At 69.4% G+C, this 16,656-nt stretch carries 12 protein-coding genes and 1 pseudogene; 9 read left to right on the top strand and 4 right to left on the bottom strand.

The annotated features are described in order from the left end of the window. Positions 1 to 902: 902 nt before the first annotated feature. The 3 genes from FJ309_15570 (at position 903) to FJ309_15560 (ending at position 2,945) form a co-directional block, all read left to right on the top strand. Positions 903 to 1,433: an RNA polymerase sigma factor gene (locus tag FJ309_15570; protein ID MBM3956002.1), complete on the top strand. Its 531-nt coding sequence runs from the start codon at positions 903 to 905 to the stop codon at positions 1,431 to 1,433. Beyond that, the gene (locus FJ309_15565; GenBank protein MBM3956001.1) at positions 1,420 to 2,088 is read left to right on the top strand and encodes a hypothetical protein; all 669 of its coding nucleotides are present in this window, start codon (positions 1,420 to 1,422) and stop codon (positions 2,086 to 2,088) included. Before FJ309_15570 ends, FJ309_15565 begins: the two co-directional genes overlap by 14 nt. A gap of 140 nt (positions 2,089 to 2,228) precedes the next feature. Continuing rightward, positions 2,229 to 2,945, top strand: a complete 717-nt coding sequence (locus tag FJ309_15560; GenBank protein ID MBM3956000.1) for a glycosyltransferase — start codon at positions 2,229 to 2,231, stop codon at positions 2,943 to 2,945. A 240-nt stretch (positions 2,946 to 3,185) separates the two neighbouring features. On the opposite strand, the gene FJ309_15555 is transcribed toward FJ309_15560, so the two are convergent. Continuing rightward, positions 3,186 to 3,737, bottom strand: a complete 552-nt coding sequence (locus FJ309_15555) for a YqgE/AlgH family protein (protein MBM3955999.1) — start codon at positions 3,735 to 3,737, stop codon at positions 3,186 to 3,188. Positions 3,738 to 3,884: 147 nt separating this feature from the next. On the opposite strand from FJ309_15555, the gene FJ309_15550 reads away from it, so the two are divergent. The 4 genes and pseudogenes from FJ309_15550 (at position 3,885) to glcF (ending at position 8,725) form a co-directional block, all read left to right on the top strand. Continuing rightward, positions 3,885 to 4,997 carry an alanine--glyoxylate aminotransferase family protein gene (locus FJ309_15550; protein ID MBM3955998.1) on the top strand — a complete coding sequence of 371 codons (1,113 nt, stop codon included), beginning with the start codon at positions 3,885 to 3,887 and terminating at the stop codon, positions 4,995 to 4,997. Between the two features lie 25 nt (positions 4,998 to 5,022). After that, positions 5,023 to 6,471, top strand: coding sequence for an FAD-binding protein (locus FJ309_15545; protein ID MBM3955997.1), 1,449 nt, complete (start codon positions 5,023 to 5,025; stop codon positions 6,469 to 6,471). Continuing rightward, a pseudogene (locus tag FJ309_15540) lies at positions 6,468 to 6,974 on the top strand (FAD-binding protein). Before FJ309_15545 ends, FJ309_15540 begins: the two are co-directional and overlap by 4 nt. A 500-nt stretch (positions 6,975 to 7,474) precedes the next feature. Beyond that, positions 7,475 to 8,725, top strand: a complete 1,251-nt coding sequence (gene glcF, locus FJ309_15535; GenBank protein MBM3955996.1) for a glycolate oxidase subunit GlcF — start codon at positions 7,475 to 7,477, stop codon at positions 8,723 to 8,725. A gap of 27 nt (positions 8,726 to 8,752) precedes the next feature. Here glcF and FJ309_15530 read toward each other — a convergent pair whose 3' ends face one another. Beyond that, positions 8,753 to 13,003, bottom strand: coding sequence for a PDZ domain-containing protein (locus tag FJ309_15530; protein MBM3955995.1), 4,251 nt, complete (start codon positions 13,001 to 13,003; stop codon positions 8,753 to 8,755). Between the two features lie 82 nt (positions 13,004 to 13,085). Here FJ309_15530 and FJ309_15525 point away from each other — a divergent pair, with 82 nt between their 5' ends. Then, positions 13,086 to 14,273: a DUF1559 domain-containing protein gene (locus FJ309_15525; GenBank protein ID MBM3955994.1), complete on the top strand. Its 1,188-nt coding sequence runs from the start codon at positions 13,086 to 13,088 to the stop codon at positions 14,271 to 14,273. Here FJ309_15525 and FJ309_15520 read toward each other — a convergent pair. Then, complete coding sequence (locus tag FJ309_15520; GenBank protein MBM3955993.1) at positions 14,260 to 14,652, bottom strand: hypothetical protein; 393 nt, start codon at positions 14,650 to 14,652, stop codon at positions 14,260 to 14,262. The two genes, FJ309_15525 and FJ309_15520, sit on opposite strands and share 14 nt — an antisense overlap. A gap of 397 nt (positions 14,653 to 15,049) precedes the next feature. Then, the gene (locus FJ309_15515; GenBank protein MBM3955992.1) at positions 15,050 to 16,276 is read right to left on the bottom strand and encodes a hypothetical protein; all 1,227 of its coding nucleotides are present in this window, start codon (positions 16,274 to 16,276) and stop codon (positions 15,050 to 15,052) included. A gap of 50 nt (positions 16,277 to 16,326) precedes the next feature. On the opposite strand from FJ309_15515, the gene FJ309_15510 reads away from it, so the two are divergent. Further along, positions 16,327 to 16,587: a hypothetical protein gene (locus tag FJ309_15510; protein MBM3955991.1), complete on the top strand. Its 261-nt coding sequence runs from the start codon at positions 16,327 to 16,329 to the stop codon at positions 16,585 to 16,587. Positions 16,588 to 16,656 lie beyond the last annotated feature (69 nt).

The raw sequence follows: 16,656 nt of genomic DNA, 5'->3' as shown, positions 1-16,656 counted from the left end.
ATCCCGACCACCCTCCCCTGCCCCGTCCGTCGCTCGCGCATCTCTTGATCCTCCCCGTGTCACGCGTCTCACACGCCGCAGGGGCGCCGGCGCGACCGTTCGCCAGACGAACCATCCCCCGGTCAAGCTACCCGTTGGCGAACCGATTCGCTCGCCCCATCCGTGTCAGTTCATCGGCCCATGCCCCGGTGACCGTAGCGCGGATGATATGGCGGTTCACCCGGCGAATCGACCCTTCTCCGCTCACGGCCCGAGCTCCGCGAGCCACCCGATCGTAGGGCATAGGCCCGGAGGTAGCTCGAACGGTCGCTCTCGGCGGTGAACGAGCACACCGAGGGCAGTGTGCCGAATCGCAGGTACGTCGAGAGGGCGAAGGCGGCGCCGAGCTCTCGGCTGTTCAGTGGGAACAGGTCCCCGACGAACGCGCGCTTCGAGACTCTCCCCAGCGACTCCCGCGCGACCACGACTGCGGGGCGTTCCCTGATCCAGATCCTTGTTCGGCGGAAGAGGGCCTCGGGTGGTGACGTTGCGGCCGCACGGGGCGACCAAGATGCTTCACTCCACAGTGGGGGCCGGATACACTGCTCGCGGCGCCTGTGAACACCCCGCGATACCTCTGCCACGATCGACGAAAATCCAGTGGTCGTCGTGCCTTGCGTCAAGCCAGGAAGAGATCCGCAGGCATGCTAACAGGCGCCACCGGCAGAATACACGGTCTGTAGAAATACGAGTTCGGCTCCCAGGCCATTTGGACGATCTACGGCCAAGTTCGCCGATTCAAACGGAATCGTTCACTTCTCAATTTTTGCCACAGACGGGGCGCCGGGCGGAGTGCATCAGATGAAGCCGCAAACGAAATTGCACTTGGGCTTGTGATTCGCGGCAGGGGGGCTGCGAATCATATGTCGATGGACATTGAACAATTCACCAATCTGTTGCTACGGCACGCCGGACTGATCCACAAGGTCGCCTACGCCTACTGCCGCAACGCGACGGACCGCGAGGACGTGATCCAGGAGATCGCGATGCAGTTATGGCAATCTCGCGACCGCTATGACGATCGGTTCAAAGAAACGACATGGATCTACCGCATCGCGATCAACGTGGCCGTTTCCTTCTATCAACGCGAGCGCCGGCACAGCCACCGACGGGTGTCGCTTGAAGGTGCTGCGATCACGATTTTGACACCATCGGCAGACCCCAGCCCGGATCTGGAACAGTTGATGCGATGGGCCGACGATCTGGGTGAATTGGACAAGGCACTGGTCTTGCTCTACCTCGACGGGCATGACCACGCGTCCATCGCGGAAGTGCTTGGGATTTCCGTGTCCAACGTGGGCACGAAGTTGCATCGCATCAAGAACAAACTGCGCGCCGCATTCGACCGGCGCCTGCAACCGAACCAAACGGAGGTACCTCATGCAACTCGATGACCTGAAACAGGTGTGGGCCGCACACGGCGCCGATTTGGAACGAAGCCTTGCGATCAACGAGCGCCTGCTTCGAGAGACGCTGCTGCGCAAGGTGCGATCCGTGTTTGTGCCCTTCCAGATTGTACGCACGCTGGAGGTGGTGCTGGGCATCGCGACTATCGTGGCTGCGATGGCGGTGCTCACCAACCATTTTGCCGATCCGCGGTACCTGGTTGTGGCGGGAGGGTTGGCCGTACTCGCCGGGTATGTCACGGGGCTGTGCGCGTACTCGTTGCGACAGACCGCAACGATTGACTACGCGGCCCCTGTCACGACGCTCCACCGAACCATCGAGCGCATCCGGCTGGCGGAGTATCGGCGCTTGAAGTGGACCCTGCTCCTGGGCATCGTTGCCTGGTTGCCCATCGCGCTGATTCTGTTCGAAGCCCTGACCGGCTTCGATGCGCTGGCCCGAGTCGGCCTGCCATGGCTGGTTGCAAACATCATGTTCGGGCTCGTATGCCTCGGCGTCGGGCAGGCGATGTCGCGACGGTACGTCGAACGCACCGATCTGAACCCTTGGGCGCGTCGTCTCGTGGAATCCCTGACGGGGCGTGCCGTACGATCGGCGACGCAACATCTCGCGGAACTCGCACGATTCGAACGCGACGGATGACAACAGGCGCCGACGAAGATGATTCAATTGGTGAACGCGGAGATTTGCCGAACAAAGCGGTGAACGGGAGCCGCCGATGACGCGGGTTTTGAAATCAAAGGTTCTTGGCGGCGGCCCCGTTACCGCCGTCGTTAGGCATCATGACACCCGCCATTGCTGTCGCCATTCCGGCCCACAACGAAGAAGCGTTTATCGGTGCATGCATCCGCAGCGTGCTCGACTCCGCCCGCTACGCAGCTGCGTCTATCGAGATCAGCGTTGCACTCAATCGTTGTAGTGACCGTACTCAAGAGATTGCTCAGCAGCTGGGCGCTCGCTGTGTGGTTGAAGACAGAAAGTGCATCGCCGCGGTAAGGAACGCTGCGGTCGGGGCTTCCACCGCGCCATACGTCGTCACGATCGACGCCGACAGTTGTGCTAACCAGGGCGCCATTTCATCCATTATCCGCCACCTTGACAGTGGACGGTTCATAAGCGGGGGCAGTGCCATTACGCCCGAGCGACTCTCGATCGGCATTGTCTGTAGTCTTGCCCTTGTCGTGCCGCATGTGCTTCGGGCGGGTGTTTCCGCCGGCATGTTCTGGTGCGAGCGAACGACGTTCGATACTCTGGGAGGTTTTGATGAATCCCTACTCAGTGGCGAAGATCTCGACTTTGGCATTCGGCTCAAGCGCTATGGGAAGGAACGTGGTCTTCGGTACGGGACTCTCTGGAGGGATGGCATCACCACATCCTGCCGGAAGTTCGACCAATTTGGTGACTGGTACCTCTTCCGCAACCCTCAGCTGGTACGTTCCCTGATAAGGGGTAAGGATCGCTCAGCTGCGGACGGCTTCTACTACGACATCGATCGCTGATGCCGAACAAAGCAATGCAGCGGTTTCGCGATAAAATCGGGCGGTGTGGTATGCGTAGGGTCGCGAGCCGCTGATCGCGGGCGTTCACGGGACGGGCGAAGCCCCCTCTGCAGAGCCCGAGCGGAGGCGGTCATCACGAGCGGAGGCGGTCATCACGAGCGGAGGCGGTCATCACGAGCGGAGGCGGTCATCACGAGCGGAACAAAAACCACGAAACCCGACCGCTAGGTCCCAGCCCGCTCAGTTCATCTCCGGCTCCCGCGGCACGTGGCGGACATGGAGCGACCTGACGAGTTGCTCGTCGGCCGAGCGCCGGCTGGCCTGGCGCCACAGCCCGTCGTCGTCGGCGAAGATCAACCCGCCATCCGCCGTGGCGACCAGCCAATCTCCCGCCGCCACCTCGCCGTCGAGCTGCCCTTCACCCCAGCCGGAATAGCCGCTGTAGACCCGCAGCGGCGTCTTCCCCTCGGCGACGACCGCCACCAACAGGTCACGGTCGGAGGTGAAAAACACCCCCGGCACGATCTCGCGCTCTCCGAGCGTGGCATTGCCATGGAGGGCGATCAGCGGCCCCTCGACCGGGCCGCCGAGCATGATCAGTTGATCGACCGGACAGGGCTCGTGGACGTGCCGCGCCCAGACATCCTTGACGCGCTTGTCGCCGACGCGGTTGAGCACCAGGCCAAACGCCCCCTCGGCCTCGTGGTGAACGACGAGGACGACGGTCTGCTTGAAATTGGGGTCGCCGAGCCGCGGCGCGGCGACGAGCAGTTTTCCGGAGAGTGGATCCATGCGGCCATTATCGTGTTCTCGCCGCGGGTTGGCAGGGCGCCGGGCCGCCAGGCCGTTTCGGGCCGGTCGCCGCGGGGGCGGGCCCTGGCGCCGGCCGCCTGTTATCCTGCCGGCGTCGCGCCCCTCCGCCCGGGACACCCCCGCCGCATGGACACCCGCCACCCCGCCGAGCGGATCCTCCTCGGCCCCGGGCCGAGCCCCGTGCCGTCCCGCGTGCTTCGGGCGTTGGCGGCCCCCACGCTCGGCCACCTCGACCCGCAGTACCTCGCGATCATGGACGAGGTCTGCGAGATGCTGCGGCGCGTGTTCGGCACCGCCAACGCCCTGACGTTTCCGGTCAGCGGCACCGGGATGGCGGGGATGGAGTGCATCGCCGTGAACCTCGTCGAGCCCGGCGACGAGGTGATCGTGTGCGTCAACGGCGTGTTTGGCGGGCGCATGAAAGACGTCATGGAGCGCTGCGGGGCCACCGTGCACGCCCTCGAAGTGCCGTGGGGGGAATCGTTCACGCCCGACCAGATCGCCGCGGCGCTCGAACGCCATCCGCGGACGAAGCTCGTCGGCATCGTCCATGCCGAGACGAGCACCGGGGCCCACCAGCACCTTCCCGGGCTGGCGGAGATCGTCCACGGCCGCGGGGCGCTGCTGGTGGTCGACGCGGTGACGAGCCTCGGTGGCCACGAGCTGCGCGTCGACGAGTGGGGGATCGACGCCATCTATTCCGGGACGCAGAAGTGCCTCAGCTGCCCGCCGGGGCTGGCGCCGGTGAGCTTCGGCGACCGGGCGCTGGCGGCGCTCGACGCCCGGAAGACGCGCGTCCAGTCGTGGTATCTCGACGTCTCAATGCTCCGCAAGTACTACACGTCGGGGGGCGGCGGGCGCGTGTACCACCACACCGCGCCGATCAACATGACCTACGCCCTCCGCGAGGCGCTGGCGATCGTCCTCGAGGAGGGGCTCGACGCCCGGATCGCCCGCCATGCGGCGATGCATGCCCGCCTCCGCGCCGGCCTCGAGCGCCTCGGCATCGGCTACGTCCCGCGGCATTCGCTCCACACGCTCAACTGCATCCACGTGCCCGCCGGGGTCGACGACGCCGCGGTCCGGCGCCGGTTGCTCGAGGAATACGGCATCGAGATCGGCGCCGGCTTGGGCGCGATGGCAGGCAAGGCGTGGCGGATCGGCCTGATGGGGCACGGGGCGACGACGCGCAACGTCGATCTGGTCCTCACGGCGCTGGCCACGGCCCTCGGCGCCTGATCAGGAGAGGGAGCGAGGTGCCGCGATGAGCTCCCCTCCCGCGCTCGGCCGGCTCGGCGCCCTGCTCCCTCCCGCGCGGCTGCTGACGCGCCCGGCGGAGCTGGCCGCCTACGAGAGCGACGGGCTGACGGCGTTCGAGACGCGGCCGCTGGCCGTTGCCGTGCCGGAGACGAGAGACGAAGTCATCGCGCTGGTCCGCGCCTGCCGCGCCGAGGGGATCCCGTTCGTGGCCCGCGGCAGCGGCACGAGCCTGTGCGGCGGCTCGCTGCCGGTCGCGGGGGGCGTGGTGATCGCGCTCAACCGGCTGTCGCGGATCCTCCGCATCGATCCCGACGAGCGGATCGCCGTCGTCGAGCCGGGGGTCGTCAATACCCGAGTCTCGCTCGCCGCCGCACCCCACGGCCTGTACTACGCCCCCGACCCGTCGTCGCAGAGCATCTGCACGATCGGCGGCAACGTGGCCTTCAACTCCGGCGGGGCCCACTGCCTCAAGCACGGCATGACCGCCAACCACGTGCTCGGTATCGAGGCGGTGCTCGCCAGCGGCGAGGTCGTGCGCTTCGGCGGCGCCGGCCGCGACCGGCTCGGGCCCGACTGGTGCGGGCTGTTCACCGGCCACGAGGGGCTGTTCGGGATCGCGCTGGAGATCACGCTCCAGCTCCTCCCCCGCCCCGAGGCCTACGCCACCGTGCTGGCCGGCTATGCCACGCTCGAGAGGGCCGGCGACGCGGTCGCCGCGGTGATCGCCGGCGGGCTGCTCCCCGGGGCGATCGAGGTGATGGACAGCCTGGCGATCGAGGCGGCGCGGGCCGCGGTCGATGCCGACTATCCGCCGGGGTGCGCGGCGGTGCTGATCGTCGAGATCGAGGGGCCGCGCGAGGTGGTCGCGATCGAGCGCGAGCGCCTCGACGCGATCCTCGCCACGAGCGCGCCGGTCGCGGTCCGCGCCGCCCGCGACGATGCCGAGCGGGCGGCGATCTGGAAGGGGCGGAAGAGCGCGTTCAGCGCGGTCGGCAGGCTGTCGCCCGACTTCATCGTGCAGGACGGCGTGGTGCCCAGGCAGCGGCTCGGCGAGGCGCTGCGGCGGATCGCGGCGCTGGCCGACGAAGCCGGGCTCCGGGTCGCCAACGTGTTTCACGCCGGCGACGGCAACCTCCATCCGCTGATCCTGTTCGACGGCCGCGTGGCCGGGGCGCTCTCGCAGGCCGAGGCGCTCGCCGGGCGGATCCTGCGGATGTGCGTCGAGATGGGGGGCTCGATCACCGGCGAGCACGGCGTCGGCGTCGAGAAGCGCGAGTTCCTCCCGGCGATGTTCAACGCCGACGAGATCGATTGTCTGAAGCGGTTGCGCGCCGCGTTCGACCCGCTGGGGATCGCCAATCCGGGGAAGATGTTTCCCGGCGGGGAGGCTCCCGCCCTCGGCCACGTCGGCCTCCATCCGCTGGAGCGCGCCGGGGTGGTGTCGCGCGAATGATCGCCCCCGCCACGCTCGTCGAACTGCGCGACGCCGTCCTCTCCGCCCCGCGCGTGATCGCCGTCGGGGCGCGCACCAAGCCGCGTCTGTCCGACGTCGACGCCGTGGCGATCACGACGACGGCGCTGGCCGGGATCACCGAGTACGACCCCGGCGAGTTCACGATCACGGCGCTGGCCGGCACTCCGGTGGCGGAGCTGGTGGCGGTGCTGGCCGGGCGCGGGCAGCATCTCCCCTTCGATCCGCTCCTCGTCGAGGCGGGGAGCACGATCGGCGGGGTCGTCGCCGCCGATACCGGGGGGCCGGGGCGCTTCCGCCATGGCGGCGTGCGCGATTTCATCCTCGGCGTCGGGTTCGTCGACGGCGCCGGGCGTTGGCTGCGGCTGGGCGGCAAGGTCGTGAAGAATGCCGCCGGGTTCGACGTGCCGAAGTTCCTCGTCGGCAGCCTGGGAAGGTTCGCCGTGATCGGCACCGTGACGTTCAAGGTGTTTCCGCGCCCCGAGCGTCGGCTCACGCTCCGCCTGCCGTTCACGCCGCGAGCCCTGGCCGACCTGGCACGCTCGCGCTACCCGATCGACGCGCTCAACCTGCCCCCCGGCCACGACGACATGCTTGTGCGCCTCGCCGGCCCGGCCGCGGCGCTCGACGCCCTCGCCCGCGGGATCGGCGGCCGCGAGGAGGACGACGGCCTGTGGCGGGAGATCGTCGAGACGCCGTGGGGCTTCCGCACCGACATCGTCGCCGCCGAGATCGCCGCCCACCGCGCCGCCCACGTCAGCGGCGGCGGCAGCGTCGCCTGGTCGCTCGTCGCGCCGCCGCGCGGCCTCACGCTCCGCGGATCGGCGCCGCTGTGGATCGGGGACCGGCCCCGGTTTGCGATCGAGGGCGCCGTCAAGGAGGCCTTGGATCCCGTCGGCCGGTTTCCGACACTCGACGACTGGACCGGTGCCCCGGCGCGCCCCGCCCCACCTCCCCCGCCCTCCCCCGCTGCCGGCGCCTGACGATGCTCCACTCGATCCCCACCGAACGACTCGGGCCCCTCGGCCAGCCGATGGCCGACGCGGTCTCGGCCTGCGTTCACTGCGGGTTCTGTCTCGCGGCCTGCCCGACCTACCAGACGCTCGGCCAGGAGATGGATTCGCCGCGCGGCCGGATCGTGCTCATGAAGGAGGTCCTCGAGGGGAAGCTGCCGTTCGCCGAGGCCGAGCCGCACGTCGACCGCTGCCTCGGCTGCCTGGCCTGCGAACCGGCCTGCCCGAGTGGCGTGCCCTACCGGGATCTGATCAGCCCGTTTCGGGCGCTGGCGGCACGCGAGGTGCGGCGCCCGTTCGGCGAGCGCCTGCGGCGCTTCCTCACCGCGCTCACCGTGCCCCATCCCGCGCGCTTCCGCCTCGCCGCGCGGATCGGCCGGTGGGGGATCGTGCGGAGGCTGTCGCCGCGCGCGCTGCGGCCGATGCTCGACCTGCTCCCCGCGACGCTGCCGGCCGCCCGGCACCTGGCGGAGGTCAATCCGGCGGTCGGGCTGCGGCGGGCGCGCGTCGCGCTGCTCGCGGGCTGCGTGCAGCAGGTGCTCGATCCCGACATCAACACCGCGACGATCGATGTTCTCACGCGCAACGGGGTCGAGGTGGTCGTGCCGCGCGGCCAGGGGTGCTGCGGGGCGCTCGCCTGGCACACCGGCGACCTGACGGCCGCTCGGGCCAGTGCCCGCCGCACGCTCGACGCCTTTCCCACCGACGTCGACGCGATCGTGACCAACGCCGCCGGCTGCGGCTCGGCGCTCCACGAATACCCGCTCGTCCTCCGCGGCACCGCCGACGAGGCGCGTGCCCGGGCGTTTCGTGAACGGGTCGAAGATGCCAGCGCCTTCCTCACCCGGCTCGGCGTTCGCACGCCGTTTCGCCAGACGCCCCTCCGCGTGGTCTACCAAGACGCCTGCCATCTGGCCCACGCCCAAGGGGTCGCAGCCGCGCCGCGAGCGCTGTTGCGGGCCGTTCCCGGCATCGAGCTGGTCGAACTGGCCGACCCGCATCTGTGCTGCGGCAGCGCCGGGACCTACAACCTCGACCAGCCCGAGATCGCGGCCTCACTCGGCGAAGCCAAGGCCCGGGCGATCGTCGCCGCGGCGCCGGACGTGGTCGCCAGTGGCAACATCGGCTGCCTGACGCAGCTCCGCCTCCACCTCGACCGCCTCGGTGCCGCGATCCCGGCTCGGCACACGATGGCGGTCCTCCGCGACGCGCTGGCCCCCTGACCGCGGGGCGCGGTCGGGAAGAGCCCGTCAGCCGTCGGCACCGCCCAGCGCGGCGGCCGCGCGGGCCCGCTCCTCTTCCTCTTCCTGTTCTTCCTCCTCCTCGGAGTCGGCGGGTTCGTCGTCGCCCGTCCAGACGTCATACGCCTCCTCGGCGCCGGCCAGATCGGTGACGATCGGCAGGTTGGGATCGGAGACGAGGCGCAGCTCGTGGGCGTATTCCTTGCCGTCGACGGTGAGCACCACCCGGTAGGTGCCCGACGGCGCGACGCGCACCCGTCCGCTCCCCCCATCGCCGGGACCGCGGCCCCCGCGCGGACGGCGCTCGCCCCCTTCGCGGCCGGCGGCCTCTCCGGCAGCCTCCGGCTCGGCGGCGCCGCTCTCCCCGGCGCTGCTCGCCGGCGCTTCGGCTGCCGGGCTGGCGCCGGTCGTCTCGGATCGCGTGGCCGGGTCGGGGCGAGTGGGCGGCTGGCCGGCAGGCCCGGGCTCGCCGGGTCGTTCGCCGCGGCCACCGCGACCACCCGGCCCACGCTCCGCTGCAGGCCGGTCTCCGGTACCGCGCTCGCCTCCCCGGCCGGGCGGCGCGATGAACAGATCCCACGTCACCCGGTGGAGGCCGGCGTCGGGACTGCCGCGCAGCTCGCGGAGCGTGGCGCCGCCGGCGTCCTTGATCTCGAGGTTCACCTCCTGGGCCTTGGCCGGCAGCGCGTAGAACAGGCTCGCGCCGGCGGGGGGATTCTCGCCGACGAAGCGCCGGTTTGTCGTGCCGCGCGATGGCGTGCGCTGCCAGCGGATCGCCGTCGCCGGTTTGTAGAGCACCGGCGACTCGGAGAGGTGACCGGCGGCGAATTGGTGGAGCGGCCCGATGTCGGCGATCCACAGGCTGCGGCCATGCGTCGCCACGACGACGTCGCCGTTGGTGGGATGGAACGCCACCTCGTGCACCGCGACCGTCGGCAGGTTGGTGTTGAGCGTGTTCCAGTGGCCGCCGCGGTCGGCGGAGGCGAACAGGGCGAACTCGGTCCCGACCAGGAGCACCTTCTCGTTGAACGGGCTCTCGCGGAGGCAGCGCGTCGATCCCCGGGGGAGGTTTCCGCGGAGCGACTTCCAGCTCTTGCCGTAGTCCTCCGACACCATCACGTAGGGGTCGTCGTCGTCGGAGCGGTGGCCGTCGAGGCAGACGTAGACGCGGCCGTCGGCGAACCGCGAGGCCTCGATCGTCGCCACCCAGCGCGGCGCCGGCAGGTCGAGGTTGCGGCCGATCTCGGTCCATTCGCGGCCGCCGTCGCGCGTCGCCCACAGGGCGCCGTCGTCGGTGCCGACGTAGAGGACGCCCGGGTCGCGCGGCGATTCGGCCAGCGCCGTCGCCGATCCGCGCTTGGTGAGCGTGATCTCCGGCGAGATCTTCTCGAGCCGCGCGCCGCGGTCGAGCGAACGGAAGACGTAGTTGCCGGCGGCGTAGAAGATCCGCGAATTGGCCGCGGAGAGGATGAACGGCGTGTTCCAATTGAAGCGGTAGGCCGGCTCCCCCTCGGGCGCCTGGGCGCGGATCGAGGCCCGCTCGCCGGTCTTCATGTGGCGGCGGCCCATGTTGCCGTCCTGGCTCGTCCAGTAGACGAGCTCCGGGTCGGTCGGATCGACCTGGCAGCGGAAGCCGTCGCCCCCGCCGACCGAGAGCCAGTCTTCGTTGACCAGACCACTGCCCGCCAGCGACAAGGCCGGGCCCCCCCAGGTGCCGTTGTCCTGGAGGCCGCCGTAGACCGCGTAGGGATGCGTGGGGGCGATGGCGACGTGATAAAACTGGCCGAGCGCCAGCGTGTTGAGGTGATCCCAGCGGGCGCCGCGGTCGAACGTGACGTACACGCCGCCGTCGACCCCGATGACCATGTGGCGGCCGTCGCGGGGGTCGATCCACAGGGCGTGGCCGTCGGCGTGGACGCCGCGGCCGAGGCGCGGCTGGAACGACAGCCCGCCGTCGCTCGACGCGTACTGCGCGACGCCGAGCAGGTACAGCCGCTTGTCGTCGGAGGGATCGACGCGGATCACGCTGAAGTACATCGGGCGCGAGTGGACGCTGTTGATCCGCGACCAGCTCTCGCCACCGTCGGTCGATTTGTAGATCCCGCCGTACTCGAATCCCTTGGCCCCCTGCTGGTCCTGGACGTTGGCCGCCTGGCCGCCGAGCGAGGCGGTGTAGGGGCGCGGCGGCTCGGGACGGTTTTCGACGACGACGTCGATCTCCTTGACTTCGGTGGCACGGGCGATCTCCAAGCGCACCGTGTCGCCGGCCTTCAACTCGCGGAGCGCGGCGATCATGGCGCGGTAGTCGGCGGCCGGCTTGCCCTGGACCTTCCTGACGACGTCGTCCTTGAGGACGCCGGCCTTGGCGGCCGGTCCGTTTTCGGTGACCGCGGTGATCTTCGCCCCGCCGCCGGCGGCGTTCTGCCCGGTGATGCCGACGTAGGTGCGCGATTCCTGGGGCGTCTCGCGTCCGCGCCCGCCGCTCCTCTCGGCGAGGACGACGTCGATCTGCCGGGTTTCACCGGCGCGGACGAGCTTCACCTTGACCCTCTCGCCGGCGTTGCGACCGCCCACCGCTTCGGCGACTTCCTCCCACGACTCGGCTTTGGTTCCGTCGAACTCGACGATCAGGTCGTCGGCCTGGAGCCCGGCCTTCGCGGCGGGGCTGTCGGGGGCGATCTGGCCGACCTTCAGCCCCTCGTCCCCCTCCTCGCCGCCCGCCCCCAGCCAGACGTTGCTCCGCCCCCCGGACCCGGGACGAGGCGCGAGGGTGAATTCGAACGACCGTTTTTCGGCCCCGCGCGCGATCGAGGCGGCGAACGTGTCCCCCGGCTTCTTCGTCCGCAGCACGTCGAGAATCTGGTCGAAGTCGGTGACCGGCGTGTCGCCGAGCGCTTCGACGACGTCGCCCGGCAGCAGCCCGGCGCGGGCCGCGGGGCTCTTCGGATAGACCTGCGTGACCAGCGCCTTGCCGTCGCGGTTCTCGCCGACCGCGCCCCATGCCACCGGCAACGGCGCCGGTCCCTTGCCGATCGCCTCGCAATCGACGACGGCGAACACGACGTTGGGATCCTTGCGGTACCAGTCGATGCCGATCCTTCCCAGGGCGCTCGTCGGCAGCCCCTTGGTGAGCTTGCGCCACGTCTTGCCGCCGTCGGTGGTCTTGTGGAGACCGCTGCCGGGGCCCCACTTGCGGATCGGGTCGTAGCCGCCGTAGCCCTCGCGGAGCGGCACGTCGCTCCCCGGCCAGCTGTCGAACCCGTCGCGGAGGCGCTCCCAGGCCGCCACGATCAGCGTCTCGGGATCGGTCGGGTGCATCTGCATGTCGATCACGCCGGTGCGCTCGTCGACGAAGAAGCAGCGCTCCCAGGTCGCGCCGCCGTCGGTGGTCTTGAAGACGCCGCGCTCGCCGTTGTCGCCGTAGAGGCGGCCGAGGGCGCCGACGTAGACGGTGTCGGGGTTCGTGGGATGGATGACGATCTCGCCGATCTGGTACGTCCCCTTCAGGCCCATGTTCTTCCAGGTCTTGCCGCCGTCGGTCGATTTGTAGACGCCGTCGCCGTAGCTGACCGAATTGCGCGGGTTGTTCTCGCCGGTGCCGACCCAGACGATGTCGGGGTTGCCCCGTGCGACCGCGACGGCGCCGATCGAGACGGTCGCCTCGCGGTCGAATTGATGACTGAACGACACCCCGGCGTTGGTCGTCTTGATCAGGCCGCCCGAAGCCGTCGCCGCCCAGAACGTGTTTGGATCGGCCTCGTTGACGGCGAGATCGACGATCCGGCCGCTCATGTTCGCCGGACCGATGCTCCGCCACCGGATGCCGGCCAACCACTCGGGCGAGATCACGCCCGACCATCCGGCCGGCTTGGCCGGTTCGGCCGCGGGCGTCGCCGGTTCGGCGGTCGGCTTGCCTTCGCCCACGGAGGGGGCGGCAGGCCGCAGCCCCTGGAGGAGCTTCGTGATCTCGCCGAGCTGCTTCTCGATCGCGTCGAGTCGCGGTCCGGGGTCGGGTGATCCGGGCGTGGCAGCAGGAGGCTGCGTTGCGACAGTCGGCGCGTCGGCCGGCGCCGCGACGGGCTTCTCCGCAGGAGCCTCCGCAGGCTTGTCTGCGGCAGGCTCTGCGGGCTTCGCCGCCGGCAGATCAACGGGCTTGTCTGGCGGCACGGGAGCGGTGGGAGGCGTGTCGGCTTCAGGCCGTGCAACGGCCGGTACGTCGGGGGCCGTGGGAAACGCTTCCTGGCCACGCGATGCTGCCACCGTGGGCAACACGAGGGACACGCCTGCCAGGAGAGCGGCCAGGACCCAGGTGCGATCATTCAGGAGAAGTCGGTGCGCGGTCATGCGTCGGGGCGGGTCCCCCTCCTGGTGCCGGTTTGCGGGTCGGGAATCGCCAACCACAATCGGTTCCCTCCAGCGATGTCTATCCTCGCTACTGCCGCGTTTCAAACGAGGGGGTCATTCCGTGCCGATGCTCTTCCTCCCCCGGCCGGCGTTGTGCCGGTTCCACCGTCGCGGGGGGCCAGCCGCGTATGGGTGGTCCGGGTCTGACGAACCGGTTTCGCGGTCTTCCCGGCCCGGTCTGGCGCACGACGCTGCGCCCGCGGGCTTCACGCTCGTGGAGGTGCTCGTCGTCGTCGCGATCGTCGGTATGCTCGCCGGGATGCTGCTGCCGGCCGTGTCGGCGGCCCGCGAGGCGTCCCGCCGCGTGCAATGCCGGTCGCACCAGCGCCAGATCGGGCTCGGCGTCCTCGGCTTCGAGGCGGCGTGGCGCGTGTTTCCGGCATCGGGGTGGACGCGCCCGGGTCCCGGAAATCCCGACGGTACGGCGCTGGGCTGGCGGACGGCAATCCTGCCCTATCTCGAGCAGGTCGACGTGCGGTCGCTCTACGACACCCGGCAGCACTGGTGGCAGGGGACGAACCTCGCAGTCGCCTCGATTCCGGTCCCGATCTACGTCTGCCCGAGCACGCCCCCGCTGGAGCCGGTGCTCCGCGCGATCGCCAAGGCTCCGCGGCCGGCGCTGACATTCACGCTGCCGCTGGCAGGCGTTGACTACGAAGCGATCCAGGGGGTGCACCCGACGGCCATCGACCCGGCCAGGTACTCGACGGGCGCTCGGTTCGCCGTCATGCACCGCGACTCGACGACTCGCCAGGCGTGGATCACCGACGGCACGTCACGGACGATCATGATCGTCGAAGCGGCGGGGCGGCCGAGCGTCTATCGCCAGGGGCGCCTGCGGGGGGATCTGGCCAACGACCAGGGAATCGGCTGGGCCGACAGCGACGGCGCGTTCAGCCTCGACGGTACGAGCAGCGATGGTTCGCGCGAAGGCTGTGGCCGGGCAAACGGCTGCACGGTGGCCGTCAACGCGCGGAACGACAACGAGCCTTCGTCGTTCCACCCCGGCGGCGTCGACGTGCTGTTTGCCGACGGCCACGTGGCGTTCATCAACGCGACGATCGCCCTGGAGGCGATGGCCGCGCTGTGCACGCGGGGCGCTGGCGAACCACTCATGGCGGACTGATGTCGCCGCGCCCGACACGGCGCAATTCCTCCTCGGCGCGGCGGACTTCCAGGTCGGCGACGAACCGTCTGGCACTGGTCCTGTACCGTCGATCGATGAGCAGCTCGAACTGTCCCTGGCGGCTTCCGGGCAGATCTTGCACCAGCCGTAGGTGGCGGACACGGCCGACGACCTTCGTCGAGAACAACGACTGCCGGTACTCGATCGCGGCCAGCGCGCCAACGGGGATCGTGATCGTTTTCACGGCGGACCGCAAAATGCCCACCAGACCGTCGGCGGTCTGGAACTCGAGGACGAGGTCCGGCCCCTCGTTGCGGGCCATGCCGTGCACATCGACGAGCCCGCCACCGACACGCAGCGAGAACGGAAGACTTTCCATCGGTGGTGACTTCGCGCGAGGGCGTGGTGCGGTCGCCCGCGTCCACGACTGCCGGAGGTGGGACTTGAACCCACACGCCATTGCGGGCAACGGATTTTGAGTGCCACTAGAACCAGCAGTCAAGTCGCGCTCGTATCGCGATTGTGCAAATTCCCCGGGAACGGCGCGTGTGGCTTGGCGCGGGATTTTTGCGCCGAAACGCCTGCGCCTAACACTTTGCCTAACAGTTTTGGCCTTCAAGGGACTCTCCGTCACGCCGCCTCCCGGATGACGTCCAGATACGCCCGCCAGACCCGCGAATAGACGCACCCTCAACAACTTGATGCCGCTGCGAAGGCCAACGTCGAGAAAACCGAAAAGGCAATCTACGAGTTGCGCTCGCGACGCCGCGCACCGGCTACAACTGAAAGATCGCATCGCAGCCGAGATACCACTGGCCGTATGCGTCGCCCGTCACGAGGCCGCCGGGGCGCGTGGTGATGGGGCCGAAGGGGAGGGCGCCGGTGCCATAGGCCGAAGGCGTGTACCAGTCGTAGCGCAGCTCTGGACGGATGATCCAGTTGGCCGTCGGCGCCCAGTTGCAGCCGACCGTCGCCCCCCACAGGTTGCCGGCAAACCCGGTGGCGACGGGTGTCGTGTTCGTAGCCCCGTTGCGGGCGGGATAGGCGGTGCGGAAGCCGTTGTTATCGCGATACCACTCGAGCCGCAGGCCGGCGGAGAGCGTGTCTGTGAGGCCGCGGTAGAAGTACTGCGAGATGCCATACCACTGGGCGAGCCCGGCGGACTGGCCGCGGTTTTGGAGCCCGGTGTCGGCGTTGAACTGCCAGGCCGCGGAGCCTTCCGTGACCGACGTCAGCCGCTCGGTAAGTTCGTTCTGCCAATATGCCGTGATCATCGAGCGATTGCCCACGAGCACGCCCTGCGGATTTCCGGCGGGATCGATCACCGGCGTGTATTCGTTGCCGGTGGAGATCGCCACCGTGAGCAACTGGCCGCCACCCTCCGAGGCGAGCGTGAGGCTGCCGAGGTAGGCAAGATTGTTCGTCGCGCCGGGATAGTCGGGGTTGGCTACTGTGGGCACGCCGTCGGAGAAGTTGTCCCAGCCGTTGGTCACGCCGCTCCCGATCCGCACGCCGTCGTTGGGCTGCCAGTAGACGAGGACGCCCGTGTGCGTGTTCGGTGTGCCATACATGAACGTGTTGGAGTGCGTGTAAAAGAAGTTGCCGACCGCCGGTACGGTCTCGTAGCCGAGCGGCGAATAGAAGTGGCCGACGAGCACCGAGAAATCACCACGGGCGATCTCGCCGTAGAGCTGCGGCATCGCGAGGCTGTAGTAGCGGCTCGAGCCCCAGCGGGGAACGCCGAAGTTGTCGAACTGGTTGTAGGGATAGGCATCGAGCCCGCGGGCGTGGGTGGCACTCGGACGAAGAACTTGAGTCTGGATTGCGCCGTGTTGGTCATCCGAAGCGCCGGCATGCGGCCGGCGAACTGCTTCGCGAGCGGGTAAGCACGTCGGTGTAGAGCCAATGCCCGGTCTCGGCGAACGCGCGGCCGCAGGGCAGCCCCGGGAACGATCGCCCTTGAAATCACATCGGATGGGAGATGCCAAGGATAGCCCGGTCAACGGCTCGTCCTCCCGAGCACACGCTCGCCGAGGCCGCCGGCGCCCTCAAGGTGCCCGTCGGCGAACTGCCGCACCGCCTGGCCGCCGTCGTCAAGGAGCTCCGTGAACTCAAGAAGGCGAAGCCGGCCGCGGCGGGGGCGGCACTCTCCGCCGACGACCTGCTCGCCCGCGCCGAAGCGGTTGGCGGCACGCGCATCATCGTCGCCGATGCCAGGGGGAGTGACGCCGGCGCGATGCGGCAGCGCATCGACCTAAGGATCGGTCGGCCAATGGCACTTCGGCAAGCGTCGGCCTGGCGGGGCGGATTATGAGGAGCAACCGCCGGAGCTGGCTGGGCCGTATGCGGCCCGACCGTGGAGGTGCCGAAGAGCTTCCTATCC

The organism is Planctomycetota bacterium (assembly GCA_016872555.1).
In the GTDB taxonomy this organism is placed as follows: Bacteria; Planctomycetota; Planctomycetia; order Pirellulales; family UBA1268; genus F1-20-MAGs016.
The sequence above is the reverse complement of the archived record's forward strand: the minus strand, read 5'-3'. Positions and strand labels throughout refer to the sequence as shown.